Source organism: Rhodanobacter sp. FW102-FHT14D06, assembly GCF_043950705.1.
Taxonomy (GTDB): Bacteria; Pseudomonadota; Gammaproteobacteria; order Xanthomonadales; family Rhodanobacteraceae; genus Rhodanobacter.
On the sequence record NZ_CP170722.1, the window covers coordinates 3967916 to 3987441 of the forward strand.

The 19526-nt window shown below is 68.4% G+C and carries 16 protein-coding genes; 9 read left to right on the forward strand and 7 right to left on the reverse strand.

Annotation, left to right across the window (positions count from 1 at the left end):
- Nucleotides 1–117 precede the first annotated feature (117 nt).
- From ACFCQI_RS18000 to ACFCQI_RS18010, 3 genes are all read left to right on the forward strand, one after another.
- On the forward strand, nucleotides 118–915 hold the full coding sequence (locus ACFCQI_RS18000) for an MBL fold metallo-hydrolase (RefSeq protein WP_395118925.1): 798 nt from the start codon (nucleotides 118–120) through the stop codon (nucleotides 913–915).
- A gap of 9 nt (nucleotides 916–924) precedes the next feature.
- Nucleotides 925–1395 (forward strand): cupin domain-containing protein, encoded by a 471-nt coding sequence (locus ACFCQI_RS18005; protein WP_395118927.1) that lies wholly within the window; start codon nucleotides 925–927, stop codon nucleotides 1393–1395.
- Nucleotides 1396–1531: 136 nt separating this feature from the next.
- A complete protein-coding gene (locus tag ACFCQI_RS18010; protein ID WP_395118929.1) occupies nucleotides 1532–1939 on the forward strand; it encodes a VOC family protein in 408 nt (135 codons plus the stop codon).
- Between the two features lie 47 nt (nucleotides 1940–1986).
- On the opposite strand, the gene ACFCQI_RS18015 is transcribed toward ACFCQI_RS18010, so the two are convergent.
- The 4 genes from ACFCQI_RS18015 to ACFCQI_RS18030 all read right to left on the reverse strand — a co-directional run bounded on the left by ACFCQI_RS18015 (nucleotide 1987) and on the right by ACFCQI_RS18030 (nucleotide 7576).
- Nucleotides 1987–5490 (reverse strand): class I SAM-dependent DNA methyltransferase, encoded by a 3504-nt coding sequence (locus ACFCQI_RS18015; protein ID WP_395118931.1) that lies wholly within the window; start codon nucleotides 5488–5490, stop codon nucleotides 1987–1989.
- Between the two features lie 124 nt (nucleotides 5491–5614).
- A complete protein-coding gene (locus tag ACFCQI_RS18020) occupies nucleotides 5615–5986 on the reverse strand; it encodes an ArsR/SmtB family transcription factor (RefSeq protein WP_395118933.1) in 372 nt (123 codons plus the stop codon).
- Between the two features lie 4 nt (nucleotides 5987–5990).
- Complete coding sequence (gene arsB / locus ACFCQI_RS18025) at nucleotides 5991–7076, reverse strand: ACR3 family arsenite efflux transporter (RefSeq protein ID WP_395118935.1); 1086 nt, start codon at nucleotides 7074–7076, stop codon at nucleotides 5991–5993.
- Entirely contained in the window at nucleotides 7073–7576 is a 504-nt protein-coding gene (locus ACFCQI_RS18030; protein ID WP_395118937.1) for an arsenate reductase ArsC, read from the reverse strand. The genes arsB and ACFCQI_RS18030 overlap by 4 nt, the downstream gene beginning before the upstream one ends.
- 73 nt (nucleotides 7577–7649) lie before the next feature.
- Here ACFCQI_RS18030 and arsH point away from each other — a divergent pair, with 73 nt between their 5' ends.
- Nucleotides 7650–8414 carry an arsenical resistance protein ArsH gene (arsH, locus tag ACFCQI_RS18035; RefSeq protein WP_395118939.1) on the forward strand — a complete coding sequence of 255 codons (765 nt, stop codon included), beginning with the start codon at nucleotides 7650–7652 and terminating at the stop codon, nucleotides 8412–8414.
- Between the two features lie 35 nt (nucleotides 8415–8449).
- On the opposite strand, the gene ACFCQI_RS18040 is transcribed toward arsH, so the two are convergent.
- A complete protein-coding gene (locus ACFCQI_RS18040; protein WP_395121403.1) occupies nucleotides 8450–10288 on the reverse strand; it encodes an ABC transporter ATP-binding protein in 1839 nt (612 codons plus the stop codon).
- A gap of 214 nt (nucleotides 10289–10502) precedes the next feature.
- Between ACFCQI_RS18040 and ACFCQI_RS18045 the strand changes: the two genes are divergently transcribed.
- The 3 genes from ACFCQI_RS18045 (at nucleotide 10503) to ACFCQI_RS18055 (ending at nucleotide 14316) form a co-directional block, all read left to right on the forward strand.
- Nucleotides 10503–12902, forward strand: coding sequence for a DUF3772 domain-containing protein (locus ACFCQI_RS18045; RefSeq protein ID WP_395118941.1), 2400 nt, complete (start codon nucleotides 10503–10505; stop codon nucleotides 12900–12902).
- A 41-nt stretch (nucleotides 12903–12943) separates the two neighbouring features.
- The gene (locus tag ACFCQI_RS18050; protein WP_395118944.1) at nucleotides 12944–13759 is read left to right on the forward strand and encodes a helix-turn-helix domain-containing protein; all 816 of its coding nucleotides are present in this window, start codon (nucleotides 12944–12946) and stop codon (nucleotides 13757–13759) included.
- 134 nt (nucleotides 13760–13893) lie between these two features.
- Complete coding sequence (locus ACFCQI_RS18055) at nucleotides 13894–14316, forward strand: VOC family protein (protein WP_395118947.1); 423 nt, start codon at nucleotides 13894–13896, stop codon at nucleotides 14314–14316.
- Nucleotides 14317–14367: 51 nt separating this feature from the next.
- Here ACFCQI_RS18055 and ACFCQI_RS18060 read toward each other — a convergent pair whose 3' ends face one another.
- Nucleotides 14368–16014, reverse strand: coding sequence for an alpha/beta hydrolase (locus ACFCQI_RS18060; RefSeq protein ID WP_395118949.1), 1647 nt, complete (start codon nucleotides 16012–16014; stop codon nucleotides 14368–14370).
- A 46-nt stretch (nucleotides 16015–16060) separates the two neighbouring features.
- On the reverse strand, nucleotides 16061–17761 hold the full coding sequence (locus ACFCQI_RS18065) for a serine hydrolase (protein ID WP_395118951.1): 1701 nt from the start codon (nucleotides 17759–17761) through the stop codon (nucleotides 16061–16063).
- Between the two features lie 134 nt (nucleotides 17762–17895).
- On the opposite strand from ACFCQI_RS18065, the gene ACFCQI_RS18070 reads away from it, so the two are divergent.
- Nucleotides 17896–18687 (forward strand): phosphatase PAP2 family protein, encoded by a 792-nt coding sequence (locus ACFCQI_RS18070; protein WP_395118953.1) that lies wholly within the window; start codon nucleotides 17896–17898, stop codon nucleotides 18685–18687.
- On the forward strand, nucleotides 18684–19526 hold the full coding sequence (locus ACFCQI_RS18075) for a DUF72 domain-containing protein (RefSeq protein WP_395118955.1): 843 nt from the start codon (nucleotides 18684–18686) through the stop codon (nucleotides 19524–19526). The genes ACFCQI_RS18070 and ACFCQI_RS18075 overlap by 4 nt, the downstream gene beginning before the upstream one ends.

Sequence of the window (19526 nt, forward strand, 5' to 3'; positions counted from 1 at the left end):
AATGGATCAATCACAGGTCCAGATTATGCCTAGAGTCGGCACCGTACGGCGGGCGCCGCCCGCCGTTCCCGAGTCGAAAAGCCGGCGGGCACCCCCCGCCCCAAGCGAGGCCAGACCATGACAAACGCCATCTGCGAAACCTGCGGCACGCAATACCCGAACGTCCCCACGCACTGCGCCGTCTGCGAGGATGAGCGCCAATACGTCGGCGCGCGCGGCCAGACCTGGACGACGCACGACGCCCTGAAAGCCACCCACACGCTGCGCCTGCAGGACGAAGCCGGCGTGCTCGGCATCGGCCTGGCGCCGGATTTCGCCATCAACCAGCGCGCGCTGTACCTGCCCACCGACGCGGGCAACATCCTGTGGGAAGCCTTGAGCCTGGTCACCGACGAGGCGGTCGCCGCCCTGAAGGCGCGCGGCGGCGTGGACCTGATCGCGATCTCGCACCCGCATTTCTACGCTTCGATGCTGGAGTGGAGCGAGGCGCTCGGCAACGTGCCGATCCTGCTGCACGAGGCGGACCGCGACTGGGTGCGCCGGCCGTCGCCGAACGTGCAGTTCTGGCGCGGCGAGGTCTACCGCCTGTCCGACGCGGTGACCCTGATCAACAGCGGCGGCCACTTTCCCGGCAGCACCGTGCTGCACTGGAAGAACGGGCCGCGACCCGGCGGCGCGCTGTTCTCCGGCGACGCGCCGCACGTCGCCAGCGACCGCCGCCACGTCTCGTTCATGCACAGCTACCCCAACTTCATGCCGATGCCGGCGGCCGACGTGCACCGCATGCGCTCGCGCCTGGCCGGCTGCGACTTCGTGGACGTCTACGGCTTCACCTGGGGCCGCAACATCATCGGCGGCGGCCGCGCGGCGGTCGATGCCTCGTTCGCACGCTATCTCGCCGCCATCGCCGCCTGAGGACACGCCATGAATCGTTCCGCCCGCCTGCACGACTATTTGCCCGCCCGCTTCAGCACCGCCGCCGCGCGGCACTGGGTGCCCTCCTCCACGCCCGGCAAGTCGTCCAGCCCGTTGCGCTTCTTCGCCGACGACCGCGGTTTCGTCGAGCTGCTGCGCATGGAACCGGGCACGGTGATGCCGCTGCATCGGCATACCGGCGAGATCCACGCGTACAACCTCAGCGGCACGCGCAAGCTGTGCACCGGCGAGCTGATCGGCCCGGGCGACTACGTCTACGAGCCGCCGGGCAACACCGACTGGTGGAAGATCGTCGGCGACGAGCCGATGCTGGCGCTGGTGATCGTGATGGGCACGGTCGAGTTTCTCGGCCCGGGCGGTGCGGTGACCGCCCGCGCATCGGCCAGCACGCAACTGGCGGAGTACGAACGCCATTGCCGCGAGCTGGGCGTGGCGATGCCGGATGTGCGGGACCGCTGAACGTGGCTCGGCGACGACGCAGCCCGGGCGGCGGCGGCAACCTTCGCCGGCCGTGTCGAAATCGCCGCCCGCCAATCGTCTTACGGGAGACGAGCAGCGCCGCTCTCCGTATCCCCCACCACCGGAAGACCCCGCCATGCCCAAGATGATCTTCGTGAACCTGCCGGTCGCCGACCTCAAGAAGTCGATGGCCTTCTACGCATCCCTCGGCTTTGCGAACAACCCCCACTTCAGCGACGACACCGCCGCGTGCATGGTGTGGAGCGAGGCCGTCCACGTCATGCTGCTCACCCACGCCAAATGGCGCGGCTTCACCGAGCGGCCGCTGCCGAGCGCAGGCGCCAGCGAAGTGATGCTGGCGATCTCGCTCGACGACCGCGCCGCGGTCGATGCCATGAACGGCACGGCCGCGGCGAACGGCGGCACGGCCGACATCAACCCCGCGCAGGATCACGGCTTCATGTACAGCCGCAGCCTGGCCGATCCCGATGGCCACGTGTGGGAAGCATTCTGGATGGACCCGGCGGCCATCCCGCCGGGCTGATGATGTCCGCTGCCGTGGTGGCCGCTGACGCAGCGCGCCCGGTACCGTCATCGGCTGCTGTAGCGGCCGTCCTGTTCGCGGGCGCGGCCCAGCGCCACCAGCATGTCGAGCAGTTGCGGCAGGCGTTTCTTCCACGGGCCGCGGGCGGTGAAGCGGGTCGCCAGCGCGTCCGCGTCGAGCGCGACCGGACTGGCGGCGAGCGCGTCGGCTACGGCACGCACCTGGGCCACCGCGTCCTTCGGCCACGGCAGCGGCTTGGCCGCGGCGGCCGGTGCAGCGGGTTCGTCCCCGCCCTGCCCGGCGGCAAGCTCGGCCTGCTCCGGTGCCGCCTGCGCGGTCGGGTGCTGGAATGCGGGGCGCAGCCAGCGGACCAGGCCGCGCGCTTCTTCCGCCGCGCGTTCCGCATTGAGCGCCACCAGCCGTTCGAGGATCGCCTCGTCGAAGGCGCGCTTCGCCTCGTCGCGGCTGGCGCCATCGGCGGGCGCGTCATTACCGTGCGCCACGCGCAGCAGCGGCAACAGGTCGCCCCAGCCGTAGGCATCGAGCACCGCCGCGTCGATCTCGTCGTGCAGCTGGCGCAGGACCGAGACCAGGCCGTGCTCGTGGATCACCCGCTCCTTCGCCGTCAGCGGCTCGCCGCTGCGCAGCTTGTCCAGCACGTTGTACATGCCGGTGAGAGTGAGGTCGGGGTACGCAGCCTGCTGGCGTTTGCGGTGGGCGTCGAGTTGTTCGGCGAGGTTAGACAGGTGGGTTTGTTGTTGCTCGATCATCACTTTCGGGAATGGAAAGGGATCGAAGCAAAGCGTGTTGTTGTAGCGTGGAGTCGGCCCTAGGTCTGCACCTGCTGCTAGTGCCCACGTGGTGTGAACACAGCTCGACAACACGCCAAAGAGGGCAGCGTCGTCGATGGCAATTCCAAACAAGGAGCCGTCCCAGAGCCGATCCGCTGACACGAACGTGAAAGCCCGGTGCTTGGTAGTTTCTAAAGTTGCAACGTAGCGTCGGAGCCCCTTTAGTCCGTTTCGGATCACCGGCCGATCCCAGGCAAACTTCCACCATTGCTCGCGTATGGAAGGACGCGCGTTCTGGTCGCGGATCGGCTTCACCTCGGTCAAAAGTTTCTGATACGCCGCCGACGAAGTTGCCCTCGCTTGTTGTTCCGTCATGCCAAAGAAGTCGATGACGAGACGTCCTCCTGTTCCATTGAGCACATCCTTGGGCCCAACCATCAAGCGTCCAACAGGCAAGCCAGTTACTGGATTTATCTCAGGGAACGTATCGCCATCGTTCGCGTAGAAGCCCTCACCTACCAATTTGATTCCTTGACCCGAGAGGCCGCGGTTCGCGCGAAGGCGTGTGGCGCCAGCAACGTTGGCTCCAGCGGTCAGGTCGACGTGAATCGTTCCGAGTTTTGTATGGGTGACGATCTCGTATTCACCGGTCGACCCTTCAGTTTCGCCTAAAAGCGAGACCTGCCGGCCTGGCTGGGTTCCGGCTTGTCCAACGGTCATCGCAATTCGAACTGCCGCGCCATCTGCCGTATCCACCCACGGATGATCGGGGATAGCAAACACCAGGGACAGCGGCCGAGCCTTTCCTTTTCCCTCCGGGAGAAGGGAAGAAGACAATGCGGCTTCGATGACGCGGCGGTTGAAAGTCTGGCTGATCGAGTTCGTGGTGATGAAGCCGAAGCGTTGCAGCGCGCCGCGCTGCGTCAACACGGCAGCGTGATGCCACCAGTACATGACGAAATCGGCGGAATCGGGCATGTCCGGCCACGCACCGCGCAACGCTTCGACGTAGCCATCACCCAACGCCGCACGCATCCGCTTGTTGCCAATAAACGGCGGATTCCCCACCACGAAATCCGCCTCCGGCCACGCCGCCTTGCGCGGGTTCACGTAGCGCTCCAGCGGCACGCGCTTGCTGTCGTCCGGCACGTCCTCGCCGGTGACGGGCGAGGGCTTCATGCTCACGCCGTCCCAGCGACTGACCGGCACGCCGCGTTCGTCGAGCACGTACTCCATGCGGTCGTAGGCCAGCACCGCATCGCGGTTCTCGATGTTGCGGAAGTCGCGGATCACCGGCTGCGGCGGGTTGATGTCGCCGCGGGTGCGGTAGTGCCATTGCAGGTAGCCGATCCACAGCACCACTTCGGCGATGGCGGCGGCGCGCGGGTTCAGCTCGATGCCGAGCAGCTGGTGCGGGTCGACGGTTTCGCCGCCGAGCGCGTCGGCGCGCTCGCCATCCAGCGCCAGGCCGGTCTGGCGGTAGCCGAGTTCGTCCAGCGCGTTGAACACTTCGCCTTCGAGGCGCTTCAGGTGTTCCAGCGTGACGTAGAGGAAGTTGCCGCTGCCGCAGGCAGGGTCGAGCACCTTGACCGTGCACAGGCGGTGGTGGAATGCGCGCAGGGTCTTCACCGCCTCGTCGGCCTTGCCTTCGGCGGCGAGGGTGAGCGCGGCGGCATGGGCGTCGCTCCATTCGCCGCGCAGCGGCTCGATCACGGTGGGCAGCACCAGCCGCTCGACGTAGGCGCGCGGGGTGTAGTGCGCGCCGAGCTTGTGCCGCTCGCCGGGGTCGAGCGCGCGTTCGAGCAGGGTGCCGAAGATGGCCGGCTCGACGTGTTCCCACTTGGCCTTGGCCGCCTCGATCAGCAGCGCGACCTGCTCGCGGGTGAGCGGCAGCGTGTCGGGCTGCTTGAACAGCTTGCCGTTGAAGTGCAGCACCTCGCTGGCGATGGCGCCGCTGAAGCCGCCCTTGTCCATGTCGTGCCAGAGCAGGCCGAGCATGCGCATGGCGGTGTCGGGCTGGTCGGCGTATTTCAGCAGCAGGTCGCGGAAGCTGTCGCTCGGCAGCAGCTTCACGTCTTCGGCGAACATGGTGAACAGGCAGCGCATCAGGAACTGCGCGACCGCCTCGGCGCGGTGGCCGGCCGCTTCCAGGCTACGCGCCAGGGTGGCGAGCCGCGCGGCAATCTCGCGGGTGACGCGGGCGGATTCGCGACTGGGGTCGAGCGCGAGCGGGTCGGTCCAGATCGTGCGCAGGCGCGCGCGGATCTTTTCCTCGCGCAGCTCGTCGAGCGCGATGCGGTGGCTGCGCGGGTCGGGGAACGGCGTGTAGGTGGCGCCGGAGCGGCTGAACTCCGCATACAGCTCGATGCGGTTGCCCACATCCACCACCAGCAGGAACGGCGGGCGGCCCTCGCTGGCCGGCAGCGCGCGGGCGTACTGCTCGGCCTGGCTGCGTGCGCGCAGCATCGCGTCGTCGAAGCCCTTGGTATGGGTGGGCGCCTTGAGCTTCTTCGCTTCGAGCACGAAGCAGCCGCGCTTGTACAAGTCGATGCGTCCGGCCGAGCTGCTGCCGTCGCCGTGACTGAAGGTGACCGGCCGCTCGAACATGTATTGCTGCTCGGCATCCGGGTGCGGCGCTTCCACGTCGAGCAGCCGGCACAGGTCCAGCGCGAAGCTCTGCGCGGTGGACAGCTCCGAGGCGGTGACGCCGCGCCATTTGGCGATGAAGGCGTCGGCGGCTTCCATGCGGGTGGTCGTCATGAGTGCTTCACCGCGACGGCGAGTAGGTGTTCCACGATCATTCCTTTCGATAGCCCCGCCGCCGAGGATATCCGGTTCCGCGCCCTGCCCTCACTTCGCCGTCTGCGCCGCCGCGTGCAAAAGCTCAGGCCGAACCCGACCGCCGCCTGCCGGCCGCGGCCACGCGCTTGGCCGGCGCGCTCTTGCGCGTGGCCGGTGCGCAGGTGCCGCCGGACTGGCTGCAGCAGTGGTCGGTGAGGTAGCCGACCAGCTCGTCCATCACCTCCATCACCGGCGCGTAGTAGATGAAGCGCCCGCTCTGCCGGCTGCTCACCAGGCCGGCATGCGACAGCTCCTTCAGGTGGAAGGACAGCGTGGCGTTGGGCAGGCCGAGCTTCTCCGCGATCGCGCTGGCCGCCAGTCCTTCCGGCGCATGTTCGATCAGCAGCCGGTAGACCGCCAGGCGTGATTCCTGGGCGAGCGCGGCGAGGATGGTGATGGCTTGCCTGTTCTGCATGGCGCTACTCCCGGGCCGATTCATACCAGCGCTTGCTGCGGTTGACGATGCGCACCACCCACAGCATCACCGGCACCTCGATCAGCACGCCCACCACGGTCGCCAGCGCCGCGCCGGAATGCACGCCGAACAGGCCCACCGCGGTAGCCACCGCCAGCTCGAAGAAGTTGCTGGCGCCGATCAGCGCCGACGGGCCGGCCACGCAGTGCGGCACGCCGAAGCGGCGATTGAGCCAGTAGGCCAGGCCGGCGTTGAAGTACACCTGGATCAGGATCGGCACCGCCAGCAGCGCGATGATCGCCGGCTGCGCAAGGATCTGCCGGCCCTGGAAACCGAACAGCAGCACCAGGGTGGCCAGCAGCGCGCCCAGCGATACCGGCCCCAGCCGCTGCAGCAGTGTCTGCAAGCGAGTCTCGCCGCCGTGCGCCAGCAGCTGGCGCCGCAGCAGCATGCTGAGCGCCACCGGCACCACGATGTACAGCAATACCGACAACAACAGCGTGTTCCACGGCACCGTGATCGAGGAGATGCCCAGCAGCAGCGCCACGATCGGCGCGAACGCCACCACCATGATGGCGTCGTTCAGCGCGACCTGGCTCAGGGTGAACGCCGGCTCGCCGTTGCACAGGTTGCTCCACACGAACACCATCGCCGTGCACGGCGCGGCGGCCAGCAGGATCAGGCCGGCGATGTAGGAATCGAGCTGCGCGGCTGGCAGCTGGCCGGCGAACAGGTGGCGGATGAAGATCCAGCCCAGCAGCGCCATCGAGAACGGCTTTACCGCCCAATTGACGAACAGCGTGACGCCGATGCCCTTCCACTGGCGGCGCACGCCGCCGAGCGCACCGAAGTCGATCTTCAGCAGCATCGGGGTGATCATCAGCCAGATCAGCACGGCGACCGGCAGGTTCACCTGGGCCACCTGCATGCTGCCCAGCGCCGCGAAGCTGCCCGGCAGCAGGTGGCCCAGCAGCGTGCCGGCGACGATGCACAGCAGCACCCAGAGCGTGAGCCAGCGCTCGAAAAAACCGATGCGGGCACCGTCCGGAGAAACCGCGTCGGCGGCGAGTGCGGCGGATGGCTGGTTCATGCGTGGGCTTCCTCGCCGGTGAGGCTGCCGATGCGGTCGAGCGCCTCTTGCAGCTCGTCGCGGCCCATCGTTTCCACCGGCAGCTGCAGCAGCGCGGTGATCCGCCGCACGATCAGCGCGTACGCACGCCGGAATGCCGCGGCAGCGTCCGCGTCCCGCGCGGCAGCCGGATCAGGCAGGCCCCAATGGCTTTTCACGAAATCGCCGAACAGCACCGGGCAGGCCTCGCTGGCGGCGTTGTCGCAAACCGTGATCACGATATCCAGCGACGGCGCGCCCGCTTCGGTGAAGCGGTCCCACGACTTGCTGCCGAGTCCTTCGGTGGCGATGCCGTGGGCCCGGAGTTCCTCGATCGCATGCGGATTGACGCGCCCGGTCGGCTGGCTGCCGGCGCTGAACGCCGCGAAGCGCCCCGCGCCCAAATGATTGAGGGTGGCCTCGGACAGGATGCTGCGGGCCGAATTGCCGGTGCAGATGAACAGGACGCGACACGGGGGCATGGGCGACGGTTCCGGGTTGGCTTCTATATTTCCATGATTATAGAATTGTCAAACCAACGCAACAGGAACCGCCGTGATCCCGGACCTGCCCCATGTCGCCGCCGACGTGCTGGACACCCCCAGCCTGGCCAAGCTGGCCTTGCCGGCCGATGCCGGCCACCCGCCGCGCATCCTGATCCTGTACGGCTCGCTGCGCGCGCAGTCGTTCAGCCGCAAGCTGGCGCTGGAAGCCGAGCGCATCCTGCGCCACTTCGGCGCCGAGACGCGGGTGTTCGACCCGCACGAACTGCCGCTGCTGGACAGCGTGCCGGCCAGCCACCCCAAGGTGCAGGAATTGCGCGCGCTGTCGCTGTGGTCCGAGGGCCAGGTGTGGGTCAGCCCCGAGCGGCACGGCACGATCACCGGCGTGTTCAAGAACCAGATCGACTGGCTGCCGCTGGAAGACGGCAGCGTGCGGCCCACGCAGGGGCGCACGCTCGCGGTGATGCAGGTCTGCGGCGGCTCGCAGTCGTTCAACGTGGTCAACACCTTGCGCGTGCTGGGCCGCTGGATGCGCATGCTGACCATCCCGAACCAGTCCTCGGTGGCCAAGGCCTGGCAGGAGTTCGACGACGACGGCCGGATGAAACCCTCGTCGTTCTATGACCGCGTGGTGGACGTGATGGAGGAGCTGTTCAAGTTCACCCTGCTGGTGCGCGGGCGCAGCGACTACCTGGTCAGCCGCTACAGCGAGCGCAAGGGTGCCGCCGCGGCGAAGGCGCTGACCGCGGCGGCCGAGGTGCTGGAAAGCGCGGCGACGGCGGGCAAACCCGCCTGCTGCAGCGGCGCGGCATGTTGAGCCCGCAGCTCTCGTAGGAGCCCGCCAGCGGGCTCCTACGGGAGTGCATCCTCCGCCGCCACGAAGCCACCGGTTTGCCGCTTCCACAGTCGCGCGTACAAGCCCTCGTGCGCGATCAGCTCGGCGTGCGTGCCGGTCTCGACGATCTGCCCCTTGTCCAGCACCACCAGCCGGTCCATCCGCGCGATGGTGGAGAGGCGATGGGCGATCGCGATCACCGTCTTGCCCTGCATCAGGATGTCCAGGCTGTCCTGGATCGCCGCCTCCGCTTCGGAGTCGAGCGCCGAGGTTGCTTCGTCCAGCACCAGGATCGGCGCGTCCTTCAGCAGGACGCGGGCGATCGCGATGCGCTGGCGCTGGCCGCCGCTGAGTTTCACGCCGCGCTCGCCGACCAGCGCGTCGTAGCCGCGACGGCCCTCGCCATCGCTGAGCTGCGGGATGAATTCGTCGGCGCGCGCCTTGCGCACGGCCTCGGCCACCTGCGCTTCGCTGGCATCGGGACGGCCATAGAGCAGGTTGTCGCGGATCGAACGGTGCAGCAGCGAAGTGTCCTGGGTGACCACGCCAATCTGCGAGCGCAGGCTTTCCTGGGTGACGTGTGCGATGTCCTGGCCGTCGATCAGGATGCGCCCGGCCTCGAGGTCGTACAGCCGCAGCAGCACGTTGACCAGGGTGGACTTGCCGGCGCCGGACGGGCCGACCAGGCCGATCTTCTCGCCCGCGCGCACGTCCAGATCCAGCCCGGCGATGACGCCGCCACGCTTGCCGTAGTGGAAGTGGATGTGCTCGAAGCGCACCGCGCCGTTGGTCACCTCCAGCGGCATCGCGCCTTCGCGGTCCTGCACCGCGCGCGGCTGCGAGATGGTGGTGATGCCGTCCTGCACGGTGCCGACGTTCTCGAAGATGCCGTTGACCACCCACATGATCCAGCCGGACATGTTGTTGATGCGGATCACCAGCCCGATTGACAACGCAATCGCCCCGGTGGTCACCCGCCCCTCGCTCCATAGCCAGATCGCCAGCGCCGAGGTGCCGGTGATGAGGAAGCCGTTGAGCGCGGTGATGCTGACGTCCATGGCCGTCGTCAGGCGGGTCGTCAGGCGATGCTTGTCGATCAACTCGCCCATCGCCTCGGCCACGTACGCCTCCTCGCGGCGCGTGTGGGCGAACAGCTTCAGCGTCATCACGTTGCTGTAGCCGTCGACGACGCGGCCCATCAGCTTCGATTTCGCCTCCGAGGATTTCCACGAGCGCTGTTTCACCCGCGGAATGAAGAAGGCCAGCAAGCCGATGTAGCAGAAGATCCACGCCGTCAGCGGTACCGCCAGCCAGCCGTCGGCCTGCGCGAACAGCGCGATGGCGCTGCCGGTGTAGATCACGATGTACCAGATCGCGTCCACGATCTGCACGGCCGAATCGCGCAGCGAGGCGCCGGTCTGGATGATGCGATTGGCGATGCGCCCGGCGAAATCGTTCTGGAAGAAGCCCAGGCTCTGGCGGATCACGTAGCGATGGTGCTGCCAGCGGATGCGGTTGGTGAGGCTGGGCAGGATCGCCTGGTTCACCAGCAAGTCGTGCAGGCCGCCGAGCAGCGGCCGCGCCACCAGTGCGACCAGCGCCATCCAGATCAGCGCCTGGCCGTGCAGGCGGAACAGGTCCGCCGGCGTGCCGCTGGCCATGTCCACGATGCGCCCGATGAAGCCGAACAGCGACACCTCCACCACCGCCACGCCAAAGCCGACCACCAGCGTGGCGGCGAACACCGGCCACACCTGGCGCAGATAGAACACGTAGAAACGCCACACCGGCCGCGGCGGCATGCCGTCGGCCGGCTCCTTGAACGCGTCGATGAGGGATTCGAACCAGCGAAAGATCATGGGCGGCACGCAGCAGGCAGGTTCTCTAGCGTGGGTGCGCGGCTGGCTGCATGCAAGGACCCACGCGTGACCAGCGGCGGCGACTGCGGCAGGCCAGGCGCGCTTGCCCGCGCGTGCCACCGCGCAACCAAGCTGAACCGTCGCCGTGCCTTCCGCCGCGCAGGACGCCAACACGATTGACCGCCTGTCGCACCGCTCCGATCATGCGCGGATGCCCACACCATGCCGCTTCCTCCTGCTCGCCCTGCTCGCCTGCGGCAGCCTCGCCGTGCACGCCCAGCAAGGCGACGCCGCGCCGGCATCGGCGGCGAGCGCCGCCACGCCGGCGCAGTCGCTGGAGCAGTTGGACGATCGCCTCGATGCACTCAAGGCAGCACTGAAGGACAAGCAAGCCGCCAGCTCGCTCGGCGACCTGCGCAACGACGCGCTGGCGGTGCAGGACCAGGCGCGGCAACTGGCCAGCGACCTGGCGCCCCAGCTGGCCGCGCTGCAGGCGCAGCTCGACGTGCTGGGCCCGCCGCCGGCCAAGGGCGCGGCGCCGGAAGCGCCGCAGGTCGCGGCCCAGCGGCGGCAACTGGACAAGGCCGGCGCCGCGCTGGATGCACGGATCAAGCAGGCGCAGCTGCTGGGCCAGAACGCGCTGCAACTGGCCGCGCAGATCACCGGCATGCGCAACGACGCGTTCCAGGCGCGGCTGGCCTCGCGCACGGCATCGCCGTTCGGCCGCGCATTCTGGAGCGAGCCGGCGCGCAGTTTTCCCGATGACCTGGCACGGCTGGACCGCCTCGGCGGTCGCGTGGCCGATGCCTGGAGCGAGGCGTGGGAAGCGCCGAACCGCACGCCACTGCTGCTGTGCCTGATTGGCGCATTGCTGTGGCTTGGCGTGGGCCGCTGGCTGCTCGATCGGCTGCTGTTGCGCCTGGCCACGCGCCACGTGCCGGACGGCCATCTGCGCCGCAGCGCGATGGCGGTGGCGGTCGCGCTCACCGCGCTGCTCACCACCGGCATCGCCGCCCAGCTGGCGTACCTGGGCCTGAACTGGAACGACATCCTCGCACCGGACCTCGACGCGCTGGCGCGCTCGGCGGTACGGCTGGTGCTGTTTGCGGCGTTTGTCACCGGGCTGGGCCGCGCGCTGCTCTCCGTGCGCCGGCCGAGCTGGCGCCTGCCGCCGCTGTCCGACCTGGCTGCGCAGCGCCTGCGCATGCTTCCCTGGCTGCTCGGCGCCGCCGCGTTGCTGTTCGGCCTGGTCGAGCGCATCAGCCGCACGATCGGCTCCAGCTTGCCGACCACGGTGGCCACGCGCGGCGCGGTGGCGCTGGTGGTCAGCGGTCTCATCGCGGCGGGCTGGTGGCGTTTGCGTGGGGCGCGGCGGCAGGCGGCGGCCGAGGGCGTGGTCGAACATCAGCCGTTGTGGGTCGGCGCGCTCGGTGCCGGCGCGGTGCTGGGCGTGCTGGTGAGCTGGCTGGGCGTGGCCACCGGTTACATCGCGCTGGCGTTCTTCGCCGCGGTGCAGATGCTGTGGGTCGGCGTGGTCGTGGCCAGCGCGTGGCTGCTCGGCCACCTGTTGAACGACCTGATCCACGTCGCGCTGTCGCCGCACGAACGCGGCGGCCAGCGGCTGCAGGCATCCTTCCAGCTGGCGCCGCATGCGCTGGACCAGGCCGCCACCCTGCTCGCCGGCATCGCCAAGGTGCTGCTGACCCTGCTGGCCATCGCCATCGTGCTGACCCCGTTCGGCGCCGGCCCGGGCGACCTGCTGGCCAGCGCCCTACGCACCTTCGGCAACCTGAAACTGGGCGATCTGCCGATCAATCCCGGCAACATTTTCCGGGCGGTGCTGGTGCTGGTGGGCGGCGGCGTGCTGCTGCACATGCTCAAGCGCTGGCTGCGCGAGCAGTTGCTGCCCAAGTCGACGATGGAACCGGGCATGCAGGATTCCATCGTCACCCTGCTCGGCTACCTCGGCGGCCTGCTGGTGCTGGTGCTGACCCTGGCCGCGCTGCACGTCAACCTGACCAGCATCACCTGGATCGTCAGCGCGCTGTCGGTGGGCATCGGCTTCGGCCTGCAGGCGATCGTGCAGAACTTCATCTCCGGCCTGATCCTGCTGGTGGAACGGCCGGTGAAGGTGGGCGACTGGGTCAGCCTCAACGAGGTCGAGGGCGACATCCGCCGGATCAACGTGCGCGCCACGGAGATCCAGTTGTGGGACCGATCCACCGTGATCGTGCCGAACTCGCAGCTGATCACCGAGAACGTGCGCAACGTGACCCAGGCCAACGCGCTGGGCCGCGTGCAGATCAAGCTGCCGATGCCGCTGGACACCGACGCCGACAAGGTACGGGCACTGGCGCTGGAGGTGCTCGGCGCACACCCGGGCACACTGGCCGCGCCGGCGCCCTACGTGCAATTGGAGGGCCTCGATGCCGGCTCGATGACCTTCAACTGCGTGGCCTACGTCGGCAGCCCGCGTGACACCGGCGGCGTCAAGAGCGACCTGCTGTTCGAACTGCTGCAGCGCCTGCGCCGCGCGCGACTGCCGCTGGTGCGCGCGCAACTGGTGCGCACCCTGCCACCGCTGGCCGAGGAAGACGAACAGACGGGCTGAGCCGGCACGCCAGACTGCCGCGTATCCACGGAGACGAGCCGATGGGATTCCAGTACTACCTGCCCGGGCCACCGCTGGACAAGCTGATCGCGAAAGTCTGGGACTGGGACATGCCGCCCGCGGCGCATCGCCACGAGCGCGTGCTGCCGCAACCCGGGGCGCAGCTCATCATCAACCTGCACGAGGACGAAACCCGTGTCTACACCGATGACGCGGCGCGGCGGTGTATCCGCTCGTCCGCCTGCGTGCTTGGCGGCCCCACCCTGCGCAGCGAGATCATCGACACCGCCGAACAGATCCGCGTGATGGGCGTGGTGTTCCGCCCGGGAGGCGCCCACGCGCTGACCGGCGAGGACGCCACCACGCTGATCGGATGGGACGTCGACCTGGGTGACTTGTTCGGGCCGGCCGCCGCGCTGCTGCGCGAGCAACTGCTGGAAACCCCCGCACCACGGGGCCGCCTGCGCCTGCTGACCCGGTGGCTGGTGCGACGCCTGCACAGCACCGCCTTGCATCCCGCCATCGCCTACGCGCTGGATCGGTTGGCCGACCCGCCGCAGGTGCAACGCATCGCGCCGCTGGTGCGCGAGGCAGGCTTGTCCGAGCGCCGCTTCGGCATGCTGTTCCAGCGCCAGGTGGGCATGCGTCCCAAGCACTACACGCGGCTGCTGCGCTTTCGCGCGGTGGTGGATCATGCGGCAGCGCAGTCGGCGGTGAACTGGAGCCAGGTGGCGGCCGATGGCGGCTATTTCGACCAGGCCCATTTGACCCACGAGTTCCGCCAGTTCGCCGGCGTCACGCCGACCGCATTCATGGCTGCGCGCGGTCCCTACTCGAACCACCTGCCGCTCGATTGAGCGACGGAAATCTACAAGACCGCCACGCCTCGCGGGGCTAGTCTGGTCGCGTCCTTGCTGGGCCGCGACGTCGTTTCGTGCAAGCGGAATGACCACCTCACCGGCTCTGCGAAATTCCACCACGGAGGTACCCCATGGAACAGTCCGGCGGCAGCACCATCATCCCTTGCCTGCGCTATCGCGACCCCCACGCGGCCATCGCCTGGCTCTGCCAGGCATTCGGTTTCGAACGGCACGCGATCTACGAGAACGACGCCGGCCAGGTCGAGCACGCACAACTGGCCTACGGCCGCGGCATGATCATGCTCGGCGGCGTGCGTCATGACGATTTCGGCCGGCACATTGCCCAACCCGACGAGATCGGCGGTCGCGAGACGCAGTGCGCCTGCGTGACCGTGACCGACTGCAAGGCCCACTACGAGCGGGCAAAGGCAGCCGGCGCGGTGATCGTCGACGACTACGCCGAAAAGGACTACGGCGGCGCCGGCTACAGCTGCCACGACCCGGAGGGCCACCTCTGGTACATCGGCAGCTACGACCCGTGGCAGCCGGAATGAACCGGAAACGCGCGGGCGGCGGGCGGTGCCCGCCCCACGGCGCGATGAGGATCAGGGCGTGACGACGGGCTTCAGCCTGGAATCCGGCCGCGCGATCGCATACATCGCCCAGCTGATCTGCTTGAGCAGGCCGTGGTGGTCCTCGCCGATCCAGTACAGGTTGCCGTGGGTGCGATCAGGCAGGAAGCGGAACTCCGTCTTCGCTCCCAGGCCATCGAGCACGGCCTTCAGCTTGTGCGCGGAACCGTCGAGATAGAAGGTGTCGGCCGTGCCCACGTAGAGATGGATCTTGCCGTCGAGGTCGGGCTTCAGCTGCGGCCATTGCTGCTGCAGGCGGTGCGCGATGTCGTAGTGATCACGCCAGTACGCCACCACCGCCGGGTCGACGGCGCCGGTGTCGCGATCGAACATCGGCACGGGCCGGCCATCCTCACCGCGCGGCGAGAATACCCACTCGAACGACGCCAGCTGGCCGCCGTAGCTGCCCAGCACGCGTTCGAGTTTCGCGAACTGCTCGAAGGTGCCCAGCACCTTGTCGTGGTTGCGCACCAGCGGGTAGGCCGAGCCGTCGGGCCGGCGGTAGACGTTGGCGTGCGGCGCGTAAAGATCCACGCCGGTGAAATCGTGAAAGTCGCTCGGGTCGGGCGAGGTCGACCAGGTGCCTCCGAACAGCTTCGGGTAGCGCGTCTGCAGCCACAGCGTGGCCCAGCCGCCGGAGGAGTGGCCGTTGAGGAAGCGGCCGTTGGCATCGCCATCCATGCGGTAGTGCGCTTCGAGATGCGGGATCAGCTCGGTGGTCAGCGCCAGTCCCCACGGGCCGTTGTTGACCGAGTCGGCAAACTCGTGGGTGCCGGTGGGGCTGGACTCGTCGAGGAACACCCAGATCATCGGCGGCATCTGCTGCTTCGCCATCGCGGTGTAGACGGTGACGACCGGGCCGATCACGCGCTCGTTGTTGCCGCCGAAACCCTGCGTGTAATAGACGGTCGGGTAACGCGCGGCAGCCGCGGCGTCGTAGCCGGGCGGGGTCAGCACCCAACCGCGCATGTGGATCGGCCGGCCCCAGAACGCACTCAGCGACGGACTGGTAAAATCGACCAGGTGCGCGTGCGGACGAGCGGCGGCCACGCTTTCGCGCATCGCCGGCGGGGCCGAATCCGGCACGGCCCAGGGATCGCCGTCCGTCGGCAACGCTTTCGCCAGGACCAGTTCCGGCACGCCGGTCGCCGGCAGATGCAGCCTGACCACGTCGCTGACCAGATCGCCGGCACCACGCCCGGTGTAGTTGTAGTCATGGTTCACGTCGAGCACGGCCTGCACCAGGTAATCGCCCGGCGGCAGCTGCGACCACGGAGCCGGGTACGCCATGCGGTTGGTGTCGATGTCGATGGCCTGTCCCGGCGCCCAGTGGTCCACCTCGCGCGCGGCCACGCTGGTCACCGTGCCGCTGAACGGATCGGCGTCGACCGACTCGACCACGCTGCTCTTGCCCTTGGACTCCGCTTCGGCCACCGCCTGCGCCGCCTTGGCATCGACCGCGAACAGCAGCAGCCGGCCCGAAGTCGCTTGCGTGCTGGCCGCGCCCAGTTCGACGCGGATGTAGCGATGTTCCAGCGCCTTGTCGCTGCGTGCCTGGGCAACGCCGACGAGCAAGCCGAAAGCCAGCAGGATCGCCCCGGCGTGACGACGATGATTCATGTCCCTTCCCCTTCGGCGTGGACGCCGCGAACGGCGCCGTGATGGATCACTTGCCTGCTGACGCCCCGGTGGCGGCCTCCACCGGCACCAGTCGCAGGTCCTGGAAATCGAAACTGAAATCGGTCAGCGGCGAGATCGGCTGCATGCGCACTTCACGGATCTTGCCGTCCATGTCCAGCGCGAAATCGACGAAGGCATCGGCGTCCAGCGAGCGGTCATCCCAGCGCACGGTGAAGCTGTCGTGTTGCCACGGCGTCAGCGTGCCGACCAGCTGTTCGGTCTTGCCGAAGCGCATGCGCAGCTTGCCGTGTTCCTGGCTGATGATGACGTCGCCGTACCACGGGTCGCGATAGGTGCCGGCGTAATCGGCCAGCGGCAACGAAGGTTTGCTGCGCTTGTCGCGCGCCTGCTCGTGCTTCGCCACGCTGTCGTCGGCCTTGGCCTGGGCGTGCTGCACGGCCTTCTCGTACACCGCCACCCAGTCGGTCTTGTGCGACGGGTTGAGGTACGCATCCAGCACTCGGTACGTCACCGCGTTGAACGCGGCGCCGGACTGCTGGTTGGTCAGCACCACCACGCCGAGCTTCAACGAGGGCACCATCGTCACGCGCGAGACGAAACCGGGCCAGCCGCCGGTATGCCAGACCAGCTTGCGGCCCTGGTATTGGCCGAGGAACCAGCCTTCGCCATAGCCGTAGTAGTCCGGTGTCAGCGGCTCCAGCTCGGGGATCGACGCCTTCCTGATCGGTATCGGCGTCAGCATCGACCACATCTCGTGGTGGCTCTTCTCGGAGAACACCCGCCGCGGCTTGCCGTCGGCGCCCACGGTCGGCAAGGCGCCGCCGGCCAGTTGCACGTTCATCCACTTGGCCAGGTCATGCACGCTGGAGTAGATGCCGCCAGCGCCCGGATCATTGAGCCAGGCCATCGGCGGCACCGGCTTGATGTCCTTGAACTCGTAAGGGGCATGACCGGCAGCCACGTCCATGCCGGGCTTCAGGTAAGTCATGTCGATCAGCGACTCCTCCATGCCCACCGGCTTGAACAGGTGCTCGCGCACGTAGTCGGCATAGCTCTGGCCGGAAGCCTGTTCGATCACCAGGGTGGCCACCGCGAACAGGATGTTGTCGTAGGCGTAGTGGCTGCGGAAACCGTTCTTCAGCGGCACCTTGGCCAACCGCTCGACCACTTCCCTGGTGGTGTATGAGGACGGCGGCCAGTACAGCAGATCACCCGCGCCCAGACTCAGGCCACTGCGGTGCGCCAGCAGGTCGCGAATGCGCATCTCGTGCGTCACGTACGGATCGGACATGCGGAACCAGGGCAGGTGGTCGATCACGCGGTCGTCCATGTCCAGCTTGCCCGCGTCGGCCAGCTGCTGCAGCGCCGCGGCAGTGAAGGCCTTGGTGTTGGAGGCGATCGCGAACAGCGTGTGCGCGTCGACCGGGTCCGGCTTGCCCAGCTCCTTCACGCCGAAGCCGCGCTCCATCACCACCTTGCCGTTCTTGACGATGGCCACCGCGATGCCGGGCACCTCGAAGGTCTTCAGCGTATCCGCCATGTAGGCGTCGAAATCCTGCAGCTGCGCCGGCAGCAGCGGCTGCACGATGTCGCCGGTCGATACCGGCGGCGGCAGCTGCTGCGTGGCCGGGGCCTGCGCCAGCGCCGACGCGCCGAGCACCAGCAAGGCATGGCCGGCCAACAGCCGGAACGACAGCGCACGCACGGACCCGAATCGCTGGACCATCGAAGTTCTCCCCCAGGGCGACGACCCGCGCACTATCGCGAGAAATCGCCCGCAAGGCCAGCCCGGCATCCAACTCGACGCCGGCCGCGCAAGCCGCGATCATGCGCGGATCGGCAAGCGAAACGAGGATCGCAATGAACACGCTGGCGGAATGGATTGCGCTGCACTCCCTGCTGCTGTGGGCGCTGCTGTTGCTGCTGGCCTTGCTGGCCGGCGACCTGGCCTGGCGGCGCAACGCGCGCTGGCAGCGGCGCGCTGCGCTGCTGGGCCAGGCGCCGACGATGCTGCGCTGGCGCACGGGCCTGCTGCTGTGCATGGTGCTGGGGTTGTTCTTCGGCGGCCTCGCGCTGGCGATTTCCGGCCAGCCGACGACCGGCCTGGACGGCTTCGACGCCAGCCTCGCCGCCAGCCTTCGTGCCCATCTGCCGGTGCCGGCGCTGCGCGTGATCGCCGCCATCACCCATCTGGGCGACACCTTGTGGGTCGCCAGCGCGGCGGCCGTGGTGTTGCTCATCCTGCTGCTGCGCCGCCAGTGGACGCTGGCGGCGAGCTGGAGCGTGGCCCTGCTCGGCATCCTGCCGATCAACGGCGGGCTGAAGGCGCTGTTCCGCCGTGCCCGCCCGATGCACGACCACGGTTTCATCGTCGAGCCGGGCTGGAGTTTCCCCAGCGGGCACGCGTTCGGCGCGATGGTGTTCTACGGCATGCTGGCCTACGTGCTGCTGCGGCTGACGCCGCGCTTCCATCGCGCGGTCATCGCCGGCGCCGTGCTGATGGTCGGGGTGATCGGCGTCAGCCGGATCCTGCTGCAGGTGCATTACCTCAGTGACGTGATGGCCGGTTATGCCATCGGCGCGGCGTGGCTGGTGCTGTGCATGGGCACCTCCGAATGGCTGCGCCACCAGCCCGGCGGGGCCACGCCATGAACAAGCACGGCACGATCCGCGCCGGCATCGGCGGCTGGACCTACGCACCGTGGCGCAACAACTTCTACCCGACGAAACTCGTGCAACGGCGCGAGCTGGAATACGCCAGCCGCCAGCTGCGCGCGATCGAGATCAACGGCACCTTCTACGGCGCGCAGAAACCGGCCACGTACGCGAAGTGGGCGGCGGAAACGCCGGACGGTTTCGTCTTCTCGCTGAAGGCGCCGCGCTACATCACCGAAGGCAAGCGGCTGGCCGACACCGGCAAGGGCATCGGCGGATTCATCCACGGCGGCCTCGTCGAGATGGGCGACCGGCTGGGGCCGATCCTGTGGCAGCTGCCGCCGTCGCGACGGTTCGATGCCAATGACGTGGCGGCCTTCCTGGACGCCCTGCCGCGCGAATTGAACGGGCACCCTCTGCGCCACGTGCTGGAAGTGCGCCACCCCAGCTTCGCCTGCGCACCGTACGTGGAACTGGCCCGCGCACGAGGCGTACCCACCGTGTTCACCGACTCGACCGAGTACCCGTCGCTGGCCGATCTCACCGGCGACTTCGCTTATGCGCGCCTGATGCGCAGCGTCGACGGCATCCCGACCGGCTACGCCCCCGACGCGCTCGACCTCTGGGCCACGCGTGCACGAGCCTGGGCTGCCGGCGAGGACATCGCCGACCTTCCGCACGCGGCCGCCGTGCAGCCACGAGGCAAGCCGCGCGACGTGTTCGTGTTCTTCATCAGCGCCGCCAAGCACCGCAACCCGGCCGCCGCGATGGCGCTGCAATCACGCGTGGATTCGGCGCCGCAGGGCGGGCGCGATCGCCCGGGCGCCGCCACGTGA